This is a genomic window from Streptomyces mirabilis, assembly GCF_039503195.1.
In the GTDB taxonomy this organism is placed as follows: Bacteria; Actinomycetota; Actinomycetes; order Streptomycetales; family Streptomycetaceae; genus Streptomyces; species Streptomyces mirabilis_D.
The window spans coordinates 1,048,906-1,064,368 of record NZ_JBCJKP010000001.1; the positions used below are offsets into that span (position 1 = coordinate 1,048,906).

16 protein-coding genes and 2 pseudogenes are annotated in these 15,463 nt (G+C 70.9%); 8 read left to right on the forward strand and 10 right to left on the reverse strand.

Features of this window, described 5'->3' with window-relative positions; translation table 11 throughout:
- Nucleotides 1-5 precede the first annotated feature (5 nt).
- On the forward strand, nt 6-776 hold the full coding sequence (locus tag AAFF41_RS05310; protein WP_319751599.1) for an SDR family NAD(P)-dependent oxidoreductase: 771 nt from the start codon (nt 6-8) through the stop codon (nt 774-776).
- Between the two features lie 12 nt (nt 777-788).
- Here the strand turns inward: AAFF41_RS05310 and AAFF41_RS51480 are convergent.
- Nucleotides 789-1,241: pseudogene (locus AAFF41_RS51480) on the reverse strand (amidohydrolase family protein); the annotation flags it as partial.
- A gap of 232 nt (nt 1,242-1,473) precedes the next feature.
- Nucleotides 1,474-1,677, reverse strand: a pseudogene (locus AAFF41_RS51485) (AMP-binding protein); the annotation flags it as partial.
- Nucleotides 1,678-1,789: 112 nt separating this feature from the next.
- Here AAFF41_RS51485 and AAFF41_RS05320 point away from each other — a divergent pair.
- Nucleotides 1,790-2,470 (forward strand): TetR/AcrR family transcriptional regulator, encoded by a 681-nt coding sequence (locus AAFF41_RS05320; protein ID WP_319751596.1) that lies wholly within the window; start codon nt 1,790-1,792, stop codon nt 2,468-2,470.
- 184 nt (nt 2,471-2,654) lie between these two features.
- Here the strand turns inward: AAFF41_RS05320 and AAFF41_RS05325 are convergent, their stop codons facing one another.
- Nucleotides 2,655-3,350, reverse strand: a complete 696-nt coding sequence (locus tag AAFF41_RS05325) for a response regulator transcription factor (RefSeq protein WP_343323570.1) — start codon at nt 3,348-3,350, stop codon at nt 2,655-2,657.
- 251 nt (nt 3,351-3,601) lie between these two features.
- Entirely contained in the window at nt 3,602-4,180 is a 579-nt protein-coding gene (locus AAFF41_RS05330) for a MarR family winged helix-turn-helix transcriptional regulator (protein WP_319751594.1), read from the reverse strand.
- Nucleotides 4,181-4,485: 305 nt separating this feature from the next.
- On the opposite strand from AAFF41_RS05330, the gene AAFF41_RS05335 reads away from it, so the two are divergent.
- The 4 genes from AAFF41_RS05335 (at nt 4,486) to AAFF41_RS05350 (ending at nt 8,147) form a co-directional block, all read left to right on the forward strand.
- Entirely contained in the window at nt 4,486-5,085 is a 600-nt protein-coding gene (locus AAFF41_RS05335) for a TetR/AcrR family transcriptional regulator (RefSeq protein ID WP_319751593.1), read from the forward strand.
- 203 nt (nt 5,086-5,288) lie between these two features.
- Nucleotides 5,289-6,503 carry a sensor histidine kinase gene (locus AAFF41_RS05340; RefSeq protein WP_343323571.1) on the forward strand — a complete coding sequence of 405 codons (1,215 nt, stop codon included), beginning with the start codon at nt 5,289-5,291 and terminating at the stop codon, nt 6,501-6,503.
- Nucleotides 6,500-7,180, forward strand: coding sequence for a response regulator transcription factor (locus AAFF41_RS05345; protein ID WP_319751590.1), 681 nt, complete (start codon nt 6,500-6,502; stop codon nt 7,178-7,180). Before AAFF41_RS05340 ends, AAFF41_RS05345 begins: the two co-directional genes overlap by 4 nt.
- Before the next feature lie 97 nt (nt 7,181-7,277).
- A complete protein-coding gene (locus tag AAFF41_RS05350) occupies nt 7,278-8,147 on the forward strand; it encodes a LysR family transcriptional regulator (RefSeq protein WP_319751589.1) in 870 nt (289 codons plus the stop codon).
- Nucleotides 8,148-8,237: 90 nt separating this feature from the next.
- Here the strand turns inward: AAFF41_RS05350 and AAFF41_RS05355 are convergent, their stop codons facing one another.
- Nucleotides 8,238-8,804, reverse strand: a complete 567-nt coding sequence (locus tag AAFF41_RS05355; protein WP_319751588.1) for a hypothetical protein — start codon at nt 8,802-8,804, stop codon at nt 8,238-8,240.
- Between the two features lie 34 nt (nt 8,805-8,838).
- On the reverse strand, nt 8,839-9,291 hold the full coding sequence (locus AAFF41_RS05360) for a hypothetical protein (RefSeq protein ID WP_343323572.1): 453 nt from the start codon (nt 9,289-9,291) through the stop codon (nt 8,839-8,841).
- A gap of 565 nt (nt 9,292-9,856) precedes the next feature.
- Between AAFF41_RS05360 and AAFF41_RS05365 the strand changes: the two genes are divergently transcribed.
- Entirely contained in the window at nt 9,857-11,008 is a 1,152-nt protein-coding gene (locus tag AAFF41_RS05365; RefSeq protein ID WP_319754436.1) for an MFS transporter, read from the forward strand.
- Here the strand turns inward: AAFF41_RS05365 and AAFF41_RS05370 are convergent.
- The 3 genes from AAFF41_RS05370 to AAFF41_RS05380 form a co-directional block, all read right to left on the reverse strand.
- The gene (locus AAFF41_RS05370; protein ID WP_343323573.1) at nt 10,938-11,546 is read right to left on the reverse strand and encodes a hypothetical protein; all 609 of its coding nucleotides are present in this window, start codon (nt 11,544-11,546) and stop codon (nt 10,938-10,940) included. The genes AAFF41_RS05365 and AAFF41_RS05370 overlap by 71 nt on opposite strands.
- Before the next feature lie 181 nt (nt 11,547-11,727).
- Nucleotides 11,728-12,360 carry a DUF6624 domain-containing protein gene (locus tag AAFF41_RS05375; protein WP_343323574.1) on the reverse strand — a complete coding sequence of 211 codons (633 nt, stop codon included), beginning with the start codon at nt 12,358-12,360 and terminating at the stop codon, nt 11,728-11,730.
- On the reverse strand, nt 12,357-12,839 hold the full coding sequence (locus tag AAFF41_RS05380) for an ATP-binding protein (RefSeq protein ID WP_319754426.1): 483 nt from the start codon (nt 12,837-12,839) through the stop codon (nt 12,357-12,359). Before AAFF41_RS05380 ends, AAFF41_RS05375 begins: the two co-directional genes overlap by 4 nt.
- Nucleotides 12,840-12,991: 152 nt before the next feature.
- Here AAFF41_RS05380 and AAFF41_RS05385 point away from each other — a divergent pair, with 152 nt between their 5' ends.
- A complete protein-coding gene (locus tag AAFF41_RS05385) occupies nt 12,992-13,804 on the forward strand; it encodes an SDR family NAD(P)-dependent oxidoreductase (RefSeq protein ID WP_343323575.1) in 813 nt (270 codons plus the stop codon).
- A gap of 194 nt (nt 13,805-13,998) precedes the next feature.
- Here AAFF41_RS05385 and AAFF41_RS05390 read toward each other — a convergent pair whose 3' ends face one another.
- Nucleotides 13,999-15,411, reverse strand: a complete 1,413-nt coding sequence (locus tag AAFF41_RS05390; protein WP_343323576.1) for an NsdA family TPR-like regulatory protein — start codon at nt 15,409-15,411, stop codon at nt 13,999-14,001.
- Between the last annotated feature and the right edge of the window lie 52 nt (nt 15,412-15,463).

Sequence of the window (15,463 nt, forward strand, 5' to 3'; positions counted from 1 at the left end):
GCAGCATGGCGGACTTCTCCAGCAGGACCGGCGTCGCGTTCGTCGCGGGCGGCACCGGCGGCATCGGCGCGGCCGTCGTACGCATGCTGGCCGAGCGCGGCAGCGACGTGGCGTTCACGTACCGCTCCAGCCAGGCCGGGGCCGACGCCCTGGCGACCGAGGTGAAGGCGTACGGGCGCCAAGTCCTCGCGCTGCGCCTCGACCTGGGCGACGAGCGGGCCACGGCGGAGGCGGTCGCCGAGGCGTCCGACGCCTTCGGGGGCCTGCACACGCTGGTGTACGCGGCGGGCCCGCATGTGCCGATGGTGCACCTCAGCAAGGTGACGCCGAGTCAGTACCGGGCCCAACTCGACGCGGACGCGGTGGCGTTCTTCAACCTCGTCCATCCCGCGCTGCCCCGGCTGCGGGAGACGCGGGGCTCCATCGTCGCCGTCACCACCGTGGCCACCCGCCGGTTCCCCGTGCGCGACGGGCTGTCGTCGGGTACGAAGGGGGCGGTCGAGGCGGTGGCGCGGGCGCTGGCCGCCGAGGAGGGCCGCTACGGGGTCCGCGTGAACTGCGTCGGCCCCGGCATGCTGACCGACGGCATCGCCGCCCGTCTGATCAGCTCCGGCGAACTCGACACGGCGGCCCTGGACATCACCCGGCGCAACATCCCGCTGCGGCGTTTCGGCGAGGCGAAGGACATCGCGGAGGCGGTGGCGTTCCTGGCCTCGGACCGAGCCGGTTTCATCACCGGGCAGGCGCTGGGGGTGGACGGCGGGTACAGCGTCTAGTGGCCCGGGTGTTCACTCCGGCGGCGTGATCCGCCGCCCGCCGACGAACGTCGCGCGTACGACGTCGGCGGACATGAGCTCGAGGGCTTCCTTCAGCGGTACGTGGAGGAGGCACAGGTCGGCGACCGATCCGACCGCCAACCGCCGTACCCGGGACGGGTGTCGGGGCTCTCCCGTGAACAGGTCCAACGCCGCGCGCCGGGCCGGCGCCTCGCCACCGGACCGCTCGAAGGCCGCCCGCATCACCGCCCAGGGGTCGGCACTCCCGTACGGCGCGTCGGTCCCGGCGGCGAGCGGAATCCCCGCCTCGGCCAGGGACCGGCAGCGGTACAGGTGGGCCTGGTCGTCCGGGTCCACATCGGTCGCGTACTCCCGTCCCCGCTCCACGGGAAAGTGCGGCTGTGTCACGACCGTCACGCCGAGCCGCGCGAGCCAGGGCATCGTCTCGGCCGGGATCACCGACCCGTATCGCCCATCGGGCCCGCGGTGAGCTGCTTGCGCACGGCCTTGGGGCGCCCCGCCCGGTGGTCCCTCCCGAGACGGGGAGCTCGCGCCCCTCGCACTCCTCGAACTCCCGCCTACCGGGCGCCGCGAGCAGGCGCTCGTACACCTCCTCGATGATGAGCAGCTCGCCCTGCGCCATCTCCTCGACCTCGGCGGGGAGGAGGTGGGTGTTGACCGGCGTGTAGAGGTGGCCGGAGCGCTGGGCGGCCCGGGCGACTTCCAGGAAGGCCGCGCCGCTGGGCATACGGATCGCGATGGCGTCCCCCGGCTTGAGGTCGAGCGCCGCCGCCAACTGCCGGGACCGTGCGTCGAGCTCGGCGTACGTGACGGTCCTGCCGCCGCTCTCGATGACCGCGATCGCGTCGGGGCGCTGCTTCGCCTGCCATCCCAGATGCATTCACTGAGAATATCATTCTCAGTGAATGCAAGAGAGAGTCTCGTATTCTGCGATGCGCGATTCGGTAGGGCGCCGCAACTTGTTCCCACTGAAGTGGAGTATCGTTCTGCAAGTGACCGCAGTCTCCGAAGAGCCCGCATGGCGCCAGCGCGCCGTAGAGCGATCGACCCGCGCCGCGAAGCTTCGCGCCGAGCAACGCGTGCAGCGCTTCCTGGACTCGGCACAGGAGTTGATCGTCGAGAAGGGCACGACCGACTTCACCGTCCAGGAGGTCGTCAACCGCTCGAAGCAGTCCCTGCGCAGTTTCTACCAGCACTTCGACGGCAAGCACGAGCTGCTCCTCGCCCTGTTCGAGGACGCCCTCTCGGTGGGCGCCGCCAAGGTCCGTGAGGCGGCCGCCACCGAGAGCGACCCGCTGCAGCGCCTGCGGATCGCCGTCGAGACGCTCTACGAACAGTCGCATCCCAGCCCCGGCGTCCAGCGCCCGCTGTTCAACGACTTCGCGCTGCAACTGCTGGTCAAGCACCCCGAGCAGGTGGCGACCGCCCACATCCCGCTGCTCACGGTCTTCACCGAGATCATCGAGCAGGCCGCCGAGGCCGGTGTCATCTCCGGCGGGAAACCCCGCCGTCAGGCCGCTCTCGTCATGCAGACGGTCATGTTCGCCTCGCAGGCCCACGGCGTCCCCGCCGACAGCCACGCCCACCCGGTGACCTCCGAGGAGGTCTGGCAGTTCTGTCTGGGCGGCATCTCGGGCGTTCCGGCCACGGCGGGCAGGTCCGCCTCCGCGTAACACGGGTTCGTCCCCCTGACTCTCCCGCTGGGGAGTTCCATTCTCCCTTTCGGAGAGTATGGTTCTCGCCACTGTGCCGGAGGATCAGGGGGTTCCCATGACCGTACCGACGGACGCCAGGCCTCACTACCGGGTCGTCCAATGGGCCAGCGGCAACTGACGCAGATCACCACCCCGGGCGAGGTCAGTGGCCAAGCCAGTACCCGAAGCCCCTGCGGGTGTGGATCAGCCCGGGACCTTCCCGGTCCACCTTGTGGCGCAGACGGGAGACGAGCTTCTCGATCGCGTTGTCGGCGCGACCCTCGCCCCCCACATGACGGCAGATCTGCTCCTTGGACAGCACCCGCTCGGCGTTGACCAGCAGATGCCGCAACAGTCGGTATTCCGCGGGGGTGAGGTCGATCTCCCGTCGGCCGCGCCACGCCTGACAGGTGTCGTCGTCCAGGACCAGGTCTCCGTAGGACGGTCCTTCCCGTTCCCGTTCGGGACCCCGGTCGCGCAGCAGCACCTCGGCCCGCGCGAGGACCTCGGCGATCCGGAACGGCTTGGTGACGTGGTCCTCCCTGCCGGCACCGAGTTCGGGGACGAGTCGACCCAGGGTCTGATAGGCGGTCAGGAAGAGCACCGGGGGGCGATCGGCGGGCGTGAAGCGGCTCCCGCGGGAGAGGCCCTGCAGATCGGGCAGGGTCACGTCGAGGACGACCAGGTCGAAGCGGTCCTCGACGAGGCGCACCATGGCCTCGGCGCCGGTGCTCACCGTACTGACCCGATAGCCCGCCAACTCCATGGTCGTCGCGAGCAGTTCGGTGGTCTCGGCGTCCTCGACGACGACCAGCACGTGTGGTCCGTCGCCGCGAGCCGGCGACCGCTTCTCACTCATGTTTCCGTCCCTGGAACGACCATTCGTGCGGAGCTGGAGCATCACGACGTCACGACCTCACACGGTCGACCTCGCCGGTCGGTGCGTCAGAACGTCCGAATGACGGCCGCCGACCTGCCGGCCGGGTCGCGCGGACGGACGACCAGGCGCTCACCACATCGACGCCGCGCCCACCCAGGGGCTGGAGTTCACACGGGCCCCCTCCACGAGCGACCACACCCCTCCCCCTCAAGGGCGATACCTCCGCACCATCACTCCGACCACGTCACCCCTCCACCCCCGGCCACCCCATCCCGAACCTCTCCCACACCACCCGAGGGCCCTGCCACCCCGGCCCGACCCTCGCTCTCCTCGTTCTCGGTGGCATGCGCGAGGAAGTCGTGGACCATCCCGTGGAACAGCGTCGCGAGGCGCTGCAGCTCCGCCGGTGCCCACTCCACCAACGCCCTCTGCACGCCTCGCGAGCTCGTCGCGCGGATCCGGTCGATCGCGTCCCGGCCGGCCGGCGTCAGCTCGATGCGCTGGGCCCGCCGGTCGTCCGGGTCCGGCACGCGGCTCACATAGCCCGCCTTCTGCAGTTGCTGCACCTGCCGGGTGATGTGGGACGCCTCCACCCCCAACCGGGCCGCCAGCTCACCGGGGCGCATGGGATCGGAGTCGGCCATCTGCCGCAGCAGCGCCACGGCGGCACGGTCCAGCCGCAGTCCCGCCATGGCCATCAGGCGATCGTGCTGCCGGACCCGGCTGTTCAGGTAGGAGATGCGCTGGAGGGCTCGCGCGATCTCGACCACGTCGGACGAGGCGGATGCCTGTGGCACTGGTGCAGGCATAGGCGGTAGCACTACTTGCCTGACTCAAGTAAGTTCTGGGAGGCGGACATAGGCCGAGCCCCTCCGATCGAGTTTCGCCGGGCAAGGCGCGGACGCGCCGGTCGCGGATGCGGACAAGGACCGCGCAGAGCACACCGACTCCGAAGCGGACGCCGGAGGTGCGCGTCCCGAGTTCGTGACCGGAGTTCATGAGCCGGAGTTCGTCACTGGCGTTCGTGACTGGCGTTCGTCACCGAAGCCTCGCCGCGCGGACCGGGTTGATGCCGTCCCCGTAGCAAGCGCTCACACAGCGCTACGATGCGCTGGTGGATCAGGGGAAGGCACGTGGACCGTACGCGAAGACACCGGCCCGACGAGCGGAGATCGTGCGCGCGGCACGCGACAGCTTCGCCGAGCGCGGATACGCCCGGGCCTCTCTCCGCGACATCGCCGAGCGGGCCGGCATCACCCACGCCGGTCTCCTGCACCACTTCCGCAGCAAGGACGAGCTGCTCGCCGAGGTGCTCGCCCAGCGCGACACCGAGGAGTGGGAGGAGGGCGTGGCCGAGGTCGACGGCCTGGAAGCGCTCGCGCCCTACCTCGGCACTCTGCTGGTGCGCCACCAGAAGACCCCCGAGCTGATGCGTCTGTGGCTGGAGCTGGCGGCGGCCGCCTCGCGGCCGGACCACCCCGCGCACGGTTACTTCGTCGAGCGGTACGAGCGCAGCCGCACCCATGTCACGCGCCGCCTGCGGGAGCTGGAGACGGAGGGGAAGCTGCGGGAGGGCCTCGGTCCGGACAGTGCGGCGACCCTTTTCCAAGCGGTACTCAACGGCCTGCAGGCGCAGTGGCTGCTCAACCAGCGCCTCGACATCATCGAACCGCTGAACCGTTTCCTCGACCTCATCCTGGTGACCGACGACTAGAGCCTGTCCGGCACCCGTGTCCCCCGCGTGCGGCAGACATGCACGCCGGACCGCTCGTCATGCTCAGGTAGGACATACCGGTCGTTTGCTACTGCGTTCTCAGTAGCCGGGAGAGTCGGCCGGCGCATGACGACGGGACACCCCTGCTCAGGCAAGCTGAGAAGGTTCACCATGGCCACAGCACCCGACAGAAAACCCTCCCGATGAACACCAGCCGGCAGCGGTTCGCCAAGGACCATCCCCGCGTCATGCGGGTGACGGTCGTTCTGCTGCTGTTCGCCGCCGCCGCTCTCGGCAGCACCTGGACCAGCGCGGAACCCAGCGGCCGGCACCTCACCCCGTGGCCCGGCATTCTCCTGGGCGGCTTCGGGGCCCTGGCCCTGCTGTGGCACCGCAGGTACCCGCTCACCGTGGTGGCGGTGACCGCGGCCGCCGCCAACGCCGCCAACGCCCTGGGCTATCTGGTCACTCCCCTGCTGCTGGCACCGCTGATGGCCGCCCTGTACTGGCTGGCCGTCCACACCGACCGCAGGACCGGGCGCATCGGTCTGGCCGGCACCGCCGCGCTGCTGGTCACCACCGCGCTGGTCGTCGACTCCCCTCACCATCCGCTGTCCCTCGTCCTCGCGACGGTCGGCCCCGTCTTCTGGGTGCTGGTGCCCATCGCCTGGGGCACCGCGACCCGGCTGCGGGCCGACTACCTGGAGGCCGTGCACGCCCGCGCGGAGATCGCCGAGCGCACCCGTGAGGAGGAGGCGCGGCACCGGGTGGCCGAGGAGCGCATGCGCATCGCCCGTGAGCTGCACGACGTCGTCGCCCACCACCTCGCACTGGCCAACGCGCAGGCCGGGACGGCCGCCCATCTCCAGCGCACCCATCCCCAGCAGGTGCAGAGAATCCTCGACGACCTCGCCGGCACCACCGCGTCGGCGCTGCGCGAACTCAAGGCCACCGTCGGGCTGCTGCGCCAGACCAACGACCCCGACGCGCCGCTGGAACCCTCCCCGGGCCTGGACCGGCTCCCGGAACTCACGGCCGCGTTCGCGACCGCCGGGCTCAAGGTCGACGTCACCACCGCGGGCGCGGCGCGCCCGCTGTCACCGGGAGTGGACCTGACCGCCTTCCGCATCATCCAGGAGGCGCTGACCAACGTCACCAAGCACGCCGCCTCGGACAGCGCACACGTGCGGCTCGTCTACTCCCACAACCGGCTGACCATCACGGTCACCGACGAGGGGGCGAGCACGGTGACCGCCGCTCCGGCCCCGGGCCACGGGTTCGGTCTCATCGGCATGCGTGAGCGCGCCCTGTCCGTGGGCGGCGGGCTCAGGGCCGATCACCGGGCCGGGGGCGGCTTCGAGGTCACCACGGATCTGCCGCTGTACACCCCCACCCCGGAAGAGGACCGCACCCCATGACCATCAGTGTGCTGCTCGCCGACGACCAGGCCCTGCTCCGGGCGACCTTCCGCATCCTGATCGACTCCTGCCCCGACCTCGAAGTCGTCGACGAAGCCACCAACGGCAAAGAAGCCGTCGACCTCGCCCGCATCCACAAACCCGACATCGTCCTCATGGACATCCGCATGCCGCACACCGACGGCCTCACCGCCACCGCCACCATCTGCGCCGACCCCGACCTCGACACCACCCGTGTCCTCATCCTCACCACCTTCGAAATCGACGAATACGTCGCCCAGGCCCTGCGCGCCGGAGCCAGCGGCTTCCTCGGCAAAGACGTCGGCGCGGACGCCCTCCTGGACGCCATCCGCACCGTCGCCGCCGGCGACACCCTCCTCTCCCCCCAAGCCACCCGCACCCTCATCACCCGCTTCCTCACCACCCCCACCCCCAACGCCCCCCTCGCCCCCCCCGAAGCCCTCACCCCCCTCACCGCCCGCGAACGCGAAGTCATGGCCCTCGCCGCCGAAGGCCACTCCAACAACGACATCGCCGACCAACTCACCGTCAGCCCCCTCACCGTCCGCACCCACATCCACCGCGCCATGACCAAACTCGGCGCCCGCGACCGCGCCCAACTCGTCGTCATCGCCTACCAGACCGGCCTCGTCACCCCCGCACCCCCCACCCCCTGACCCCGCACCACGCCGGGAGGCGGCCCCGCCCCGTTCTGTGATAACCCAGAAGGAACACCATCTCTGTGAGAGATGGACCGGGGCATCGGGAGAGGACATGGATCTGCGGCAGATGGAGGTCGTCGTCGCGGTGGCCGAGGAGGGCGGGTTCACCGCCGCGGCGCAGCGGCTGCACGTGGTGCAGTCCGCCGTGTCGAGCACCGTGCGCGCACTGGAGCGGGAGCTCGGGACCCCGCTGTTCGACCGCACCACGCACCGGGTGTCGCTGACTCCGGCGGGCGAGGCCTTCCTACCGGCAGCGCGGGCGACGTTGCGGGCCGCCGAACAGGCGCGGTCGGCGGTCGACGCCGCCCGGGGACAGCTGCGCGGACGGGTGACGGTCGGCACCATGCAGGGGGTGTGGGCCGACCTGCACCGCCCGCTGGCCGCGCTGCGCGCGGAGCACCCGGGAGTGGCGGTGCGGCTGCGGCAGGGGGCCGTGACCGACATCCGCCAGGCGTTGCGCGAGGGCACGGTGGATCTGGCGGTGGTCGCCCTCGACCGTCAGCAGCAGCGCGGTCTTGTGACCCGGCTGCTCGCCCGGGAGGAGATGGTGCTGGTGTCCGCGCCGGGCCGGGTCCTGGGCGGGACCGGGCCCGACGGGAGGGTCACGCTGGCCGAAGCGGCCCGGCTGCCGCTGGTGGACTTCACGCCCGGCTGGGCGATCCGCCTCGCCGTCGACCGGGCGTTCCGTGCCGCCACCGTCGAGCGCGAGTCGACCTTCGAGGTGAACGACATCGTCGCGGCGTCCGAACTCGTCCGCGCCGACCTCGGTGTGTGCGTCATGCCCATCTCGATCGCCGACCGCTTCCCCGACCTGGACAAGCACCGGTTCGACCGGCACGCGCCGAGCTGGAAGGTCATGGTGGTCCAGCCACGCGGGGAGGCGCCCCCGGCGGTCGCGGCCCTGCTGCGGCACATGGCCTGACGGGTGTGGCGTGAGAGGAGACGGAGGGACGAAGTGGATCGTCCCTCGTCTCAATCCCTCAGCCTCCGCGAACAAACTCCCCCCGACCGCTCAAGGTTGCTTCTCGACGTCCTTCACCGAGGTCGGCCCCAACTGCTTGGCGCTGGCGTACTCCGGCATCGTCATGGGCTTGTCGAACAGGAAGAACGACTGGTTCGTGCCGACCGTGAACTCCATGTACGCGCCCGTCGTGGCGTCGAAACCGTAGTAGGCGTTGCAGGTGGAACCCGTCGTGTACGTGCCGTCCATGCCGGGCTGCGAGAGAACCGCGACGCCGTTGGAGTAGGACTCCACCCTCTCCGTCGGAGTGAGCATCTTGCAACGCGGCACCGGCAGTCCCTTCATGATGAAGTACCCGTACTCGCCGTTGGCGTTCTGGATGTAGACGTACGAGAGTTTGCCCCGCTTCCCCCACGTCTTGATCCACTGGTTGATCGCTTCGCGGGTCGGCGAGTACTCCATGCGGCCCGCCGGCTGCTGGGCCACGAGGTGGTCGTAGGTGTCCTGCTTGGCCTTGTTCTCCTTGTCCTGGCTGGAGTCCTCGGTGCAGGACGTCAGGGCAAGGCCCAGGACGAGCGCGACGACGGTGGCCAGGCCCATGCGTACGAAGTTCTTCATGCGGTGCTGCCCTCTTCCCGGGATGAGATGGGGATCAGTTGGTGCACGTCGTGCGCTCGGCGCTGGCATCCAGCCGGTACGGCAGATCCTTGTCACGGAAGGGTGCGCGGTGCTCCTGGGCGGCCTTCGAGTTGTAGTCGTTGACCGACTCGATCCGACTGGCCTTCAGCGCGGTGATCGACTGGTCGATCTGCGTCGTGCGAGTCTCCGAAGCGGTCTTCCGCTCGTCCTGGAGCACCTGGATCGTCCCTTCGGCGTTCTGCACGGCCTCGCACAGATCGAAGAACTCCTCGTACGTGGTCTGCCGGAACTCGCCCGAGCCGACGGTGTTCTCGCGCTTGGCCGCCTCACCGCGGAACGGGGCGGTGATCCACCCCGCGGCGCCGAAGGCGAACGCCCCGATCACGTACAACACCGCCAGGCCGATGACCCCGGCGACGGCCCAAGCCCCTAACCGTGCCCCCTCGCGTACCTGCCCCATGGCCATCCCCCTTCGCAGATGGTTCCGCGGCGTGGAACCACCTTCCGCGAAGGAGGACACGGCGCCCGGTGAAACGGTTCCGCCGGCACGAGCGCCAGGAGGGGGTCACGGGGGCGGTCGAGCCACAGCGGCCACACGGTCCAGCGGCAGTACTCCTCCGGCCGCCCGCCGTGGCCGTCCGGCCATGCCGGCCACGGCTGCACCGCCGCGACGGCCTGCCGCTCCACGTCCGTGGTGTCCGAGGTACAGCGACGGGACCGGGCCGGACGGACGGCGGCCGTGCACCTCACGTCGCCGATTCCCACCCGTCCTCGACGATCGGTGTGTTCACGGAGTTTCCGCCCATCTCGTTCGGAGATGACTGACATTCGAAATCATCGCCACGGCAGAGGAAGCACGGAGGCTCCACGGGCGCTGAGGAAACCGTGCGAGCGGCAACGAGGCCGCTCGACCACCACCCAGCGTTTCCCGAACCGCTCCCACCGGTTCCCTTCCCGAGAAGGTGTCCGTGTCCAAGTCCCCCGTCCTCAAGTCACCGGGCCAGTCCGCCACCGCGCAGGCGGAGCACGGCGTGCCGGGCTGGCTGGTCGCCCTCTTCGCCGTCGCCTCCGGCATGACGGTCGCCAACCTGTACTACGCCCAGCCCCTGCTGTCCTCGCTGCGCGACGTGTTCCATGTCGGCACGGCGGCCGCCGGCGGACTCATCACCCTCACCCAGATCGGCTATGTCCTGGGCATGCTCTTCCTGGTCCCGCTCGGCGACCGGCTGGAGAAGCGCGGACTGATCAGCGTGCTCCTGACGGTCACCACGCTCGCCCTGGTCGCCGCGGGTCTCGCCACCAACTTCCCCATGCTGCTGATCGCCTCCCTGATCAGCGGAGGCACCTCGGTCGTCGCCCAGATACTGATCCCCTTCGCGGCGAGCCTCGCCCCCGACCACGCCCGTGGCCGGATCGTCGGAAGGGTGATGAGCGGCCTGCTCACCGGCATCCTGCTCTCCCGCACCCTCAGCAGCCTGGTCTCCGACGTGGCGGGCTGGCGGGTGGTGTACCTCGGCTCCGCCGTCCTGATGGCCCTGCTGGCCCTGGCCCTGCGCGCGGCCCTGCCGCAGCACGCGCCGACCACGACCATTCCGTACGCCCATGTCCTGCGCTCCACGCTCCAACTGGTAAGCCGCCACCCCGTGTTGCTGCGCCGGGGTCTCTACCAGGCGGCGATGTTCGGTGCGTTCAGCGCGTTCTGGACCACCGTGTCGTACGTCCTGACCGGCCCCCACTTCCACTACTCCCCCATCGGTGTCGGCCTCTTCGCGCTCGTCGGCGCGGCCGGTGCGGCCGTCGCCCCGTTGGCCGGTCACTGGGCCGACCGCGGGCTCGTCCGTCCCATGACCGGGATCGCCTTCGCCGTCGCGGCCCTGGCCTTCGCGCTCGCGGGCTTCGGTCAGTCCCACATCACCCTGATCGCCCTGGCCGCGATCCTGATCGACACGGCCGTACAGTCCACCCTGATCCTCGGCCAGCACACCATCTACCAGCTCGACCCGAACGCCCGCGCCCGCCTCAACAGCGCGTTCATCGCGATCTTCTTCGTCGGCGGCGCGCTCGGCTCCCAGCTCGGCTCGATCGCCTACCACGCGGCCGGCTGGACCGCGGTCACCGTCCTGGGCGCCGCCCTGCCGGTGCTGGGCCTGCTCCACTGGACGACGGAACGCCGTACGGCCTGATCAGTGACCCCGGGAGCGGGTCACGATCCCGCTTCCCCCGCAGGAAGTTGCTCACCTGACAGGCGAGGCTGTCCCGCGCCGAGTCGGAGCGGGCGGCGGCGTCGACCGAACCCTCGTAGAGGTCGATGCCGCCGACCCACAGGTACCGGTCGGTCCACTCGTCGTCGACCTTCAGCTGGATCTGGATGTCCACCCGGGGCAGGGAGGCGTCGGGGCCCGCGGCGAAGAGGACCGCGGTGGCCCGGCGCAGGGGGTAGACGTCGTAGCCCTCGATGAACTGGGAGTTCCGCCAGTCCAGGAAGGCGCTCTCGCCGTCGGGGCCGACCCGGATGTCCATCTGGCCGTCCTCGAGATGGATGCCGAAGTGCTCGCCACCACGGTTCTCGACGGTCACCCGGCACCGGAAGTACGTCAGCCCTTCGGCGGCGTCGTCGCGTCCCCGCGGCGGCTCCGCCCGCTCCACCCCGTGGACGCGGACGCGCAGGCCGGCGTGCTCGTCGTACTCCTGCCAGTCCCCGACCACGTTCGGTTCGTGCACGGTCCACCTCTCCACCTCAGAGAGCTGTTTCCTATCGGGGCCCTCAACGGGGTGTCAAATGGGCGGAACGCACCGTGGCCAGCGTTTTCGCCCGCCTGGATCGGCGATCAAGCCGTGCCCAGCCAGAACCCGTGTCCCCGCCGTTGCGAGGACATTTCCGTGCGTGCTGCACATCACGTTCTCAGGCGCCGCGGCGCAGCGCCCGCATCTGCTCGTCGAGGGGGCCGAGGCCGACGTCGCGGCGCCGCTCCTCGAGGGTCTCGGGCCGTCGGATCGGATACGGGCGCAAGGTCGCGGGGTCGACCCGGGTGCCGTAGAACTGGGGCTGGCCCAGTTCGACCGCGCAGTGATCGGCGATGTAGGCGTGGTGCGGACCGGGGCAGCGGCCGTCCGCGGTGGCCAGGGCGATCAGGTCGCGGCAGCGGAGCTGGAAGTCGAGGTCCGGGGCGTGCAGCAGGATCATCAGGGCCGCGGTCGAGGCCGGCGCGCCGACCAGGTCCGCGGTCGGCCAGCCGTGTCGGCGGACGATCGTCCCGAGGGCGTCGGCATTGGTCCTGCGGCATTCGACGAGGCCGCGCCGGACCTGTGGGGTGGGGTTCGTCCGCGCCTGCCGCATCAGGTGCCGCTCCTCGTCGGCCCGGCGCGAGAGTTCCCGGGCGAGCGCGGCGGCGAGTGCCGGGAGGATCCCCGGCGACGCGGGCACTGGCTCCACCGGCGCTCCGTCCGGCTCCACCGGCGCTCCGTCCGGCTCCACCGGCGCTCCGTCCGGCTCCACCCGCGCGCCGACCGTCAAGTGCCCCGGTGATCGCTTCATGGCATGCCCCGGAGCGCCAGGGTGAACCACACCTTCTTGCCCGTGGTGCCGGGGTCGGCCGGTGCGATGCCCCAGTCGTCCGTCAGAGCGGCCACGATGGCCAGTCCGCGTCCCGACTCCTCGGCGCCGCCCGTGTCGCGTGCTCGCGGCAGTGCGGACGAACGGTCGGCGACCGTCACACGCAGCTCGTGCCCGAGGTGTTCCAGGGTGACGGTGATCGTGTCGCGGGGGCCGGGACTGCCGTGTCTGACCGCGTTGGCGAACAGCTCGTCCGTGGCGAGGACAGCGTTGTCGAGGCACTCGGAGGGCAGGCGCAGAGGGGTGAGGTGCTCGGCGACCATGTCCCGCACGCCGGCCGCGCGCGAGGGTTGGGCGGGGACCGTGGTCCGCACCAGGCTGGGGTGCGTCCTGGGCAGCACGGCGGCGTCGTGCTGCGGTGTGGGCGACGGCCCGCGGCGATGAGCCCTGGATGCCGTCATCGGTCCTCCTTCATCGCAGCGCGGTGGGGGATGTGCTCGATGGCTGCCCGTGCAGCCAACAGGGCACGGCCCCCCGCCGACCAGGGGGTATCGGGGTTGTCCGGTTGCAGGCACGTAGTGGCATGGGATGTATGTTCGATCAGGTGAGGAACGTGAGCGGGAGCCGGACGCCGGTGCGCCCAGGCGATCCCACCGGGTGGTCGGGGGTGCGCGGCAAGCGCGTCCTGGTCACCGGTGGAACGCGGGGTCTGGGCGAACAGATCGTGCGGCTGCTCGCGGCCGAAGGGGCCCGGGTGGCGACCTGCGCGCGCGGCGCGGGCGATCTGGCGGCGCTGGCGGCATCGCTGGACTCCCCGCTGTTCACCCAGGCGCTCGACGTCACCGAGCCGGAGCGCCTGGAGGAGTTCGTCGCGGCCATGGCGAATCGTTTCGGCGGGCTCGACGGGGTGGTGGCCTGTGCGGGCGGTTCGCGCGGCGGCCGCTTCGAGGAGACGGACGCCGAGGACTGGGCGGCGACCTGGGAGGTGAACGTCGGCCATGCCGCGCGCCTCGTCCGGGCCGCGGTGCCGCATCTGCGGGCCGCTGGGGGCGGATCCGTCGTGGTGATCTCGTCGATCTCCGGCTGGAAGCCGGGGCCGCCCGTCCAGTACGGGGTGGCGAAGTCCGCCCAGATCCAGTTGGCCGCCTCGCTCGCCCGTGAACTGGGGACGGACGGAATCCGGGTGAACGCCGTCTCCCCCGGATCGATGCTCATCCCGGGCAGGCGCTGGGACCGGATGCGCCGGGAGGACCCCGAGGCGTACGCGGGATTCGTGGCGACGGAGCTTCCGAGCGGAGCGCCGGTCGCTCCGGAGGAGGTCGCCCGGGTGGTGGCGTTTCTGCTGTCCGACTGGTCGAGCGGTATTTCCGGAGCGCACCTCCCCGTCGACCGCGCCCAGAACGCACCCTCGCCGGACGGCTACTGAGCAGACCGTTCCTGCCTCAGGAACCCTTCGCGTCTCAGGGGCCACATCCGTCTCGCGGAGCGCTCCCGCCTCAGGCGCCACACCCGTCTCAGCGACCGCTCCCGCCTCAGGCGCCACATCCATCTCGGGGACCGCTCCCGTCTCAGCGACCGCTCCCGCTAAGTCACCCACCGGACCGACCGCCGCACTCCCCGTCATGCGACCGCCCCCAGCACCGCACGGGACCTGCGCTCGAACTCCTGCACCATCGGCTCGTGGCGGCGTGGCTCCAAACGGGTACGGAAGTCGCGCAGGGCCTGGATCGACCGTTCACTGTGCACGGTACTGAGGGTGTCCAGCGCTTCGGTGGCCGTACCGACGGCCTCGTCGAGCCGGTCCTGCTGGAGATGCGCGGTCGCGAGCACCGAGCGGCTGATGGCCTGGCGTCTGCGCCGGTCGGCGTTCGCGCTCAGCGACTCGCTCGCCGTACGTTCGGCCTGGGCGGCGAGCCCCAGGTCACGGAAGCACAGGGCGGCCTCGGCCTGGAGATAGTGGTGGTCGAGGTAGCGCACCCAGACGGATTCCTGGTCGGGGCCCCGGCTCGTGTCCAGTTGCCCTTCCGCCAGGCGCAGCGCCTCCGAGGCCTCGCACGAGTGCCCCTGCGCGGCATGTCCGCGTGCCGCCATGGCGTACAGGCGCATCAGTCCGAGCGGGCTGCCCGCCCCCTTCGCGGTGGCGACTCCGGCCCGGGCCAGTGCCACCCCCTCGTCGGGGCGGCCGAGGTTGGTGGCGAGATGGGAGAGCCCGGCCAGGATCTGGCCGCCCAGCACCCGGTCGCGCCCTTCGGCGCACAGGCGCAGCCCCTGGATCATGTACCGCTCCGCGAGCCCGTACTCCCCCGCGTCGTACGAGCTCCAGCCGGCCATCGCTGCGAGGCGCGCGGCCGCGGCGTACAACTGCCGTTGCAGCTGTGGCGGGGTGCCGCGGCGCTGGAGCATGGGGACGACCTCGGTGGAGAGGTAGTGCACGATGCTGGTGCGCACCCCGCCACCGCCGTAGTGGTTGTCCATCTGGTCGAACATGGCGATCATCGCGTGTACCTGCTCGACCGGCCCGCCGCTCGTCACCGCCGTAGGGCGGAAGGCATCCTGCTGCTCCAACAGCCACAGCAGCCATTGGCGTTGGGGGTTCGTCAGCGCGGCGGCGACGAAGGGCACCGAGCCGAGGAGGCTGCGGCGGGAGATGTCGGTGGAGCCCAGTTCGGCCAGGGTGTGCAGGGTTTCCGCCACGTCTTCGCCGTAGACCAGGGCCCGGCCCGAGACCGGGCGCCGCTGATCGGAGGGGAAGCCGAGGTCCGCGGGCGACACGGCGCGGCCGAGCCGCCCGGAGAGCACGGCGGCGATCAACTCCGGTGTGGTGCCGCGTGGTTGCTGCCCCTGGAGCCAGCGGGTGACCGACGCCTTGTCGTAGTTGGAGTCCACGCCCTGGCGGCGGCCCAGTTCGTTGACCCTGAGGGCGAGGGAGGCGTAGGAGCAACCGGCTTCCTTGAGAGCGACCGCCAGCGCCGAGTTGGCCCCGCCAGGGCCCTTTCCCGCGCTCCTTGATTGTCCGTCGGTCACGGTGGCCACCCAGGTCTCACATCACGGTCCGTACGGCTGCGCCCGTATCTGCTGATCCAGC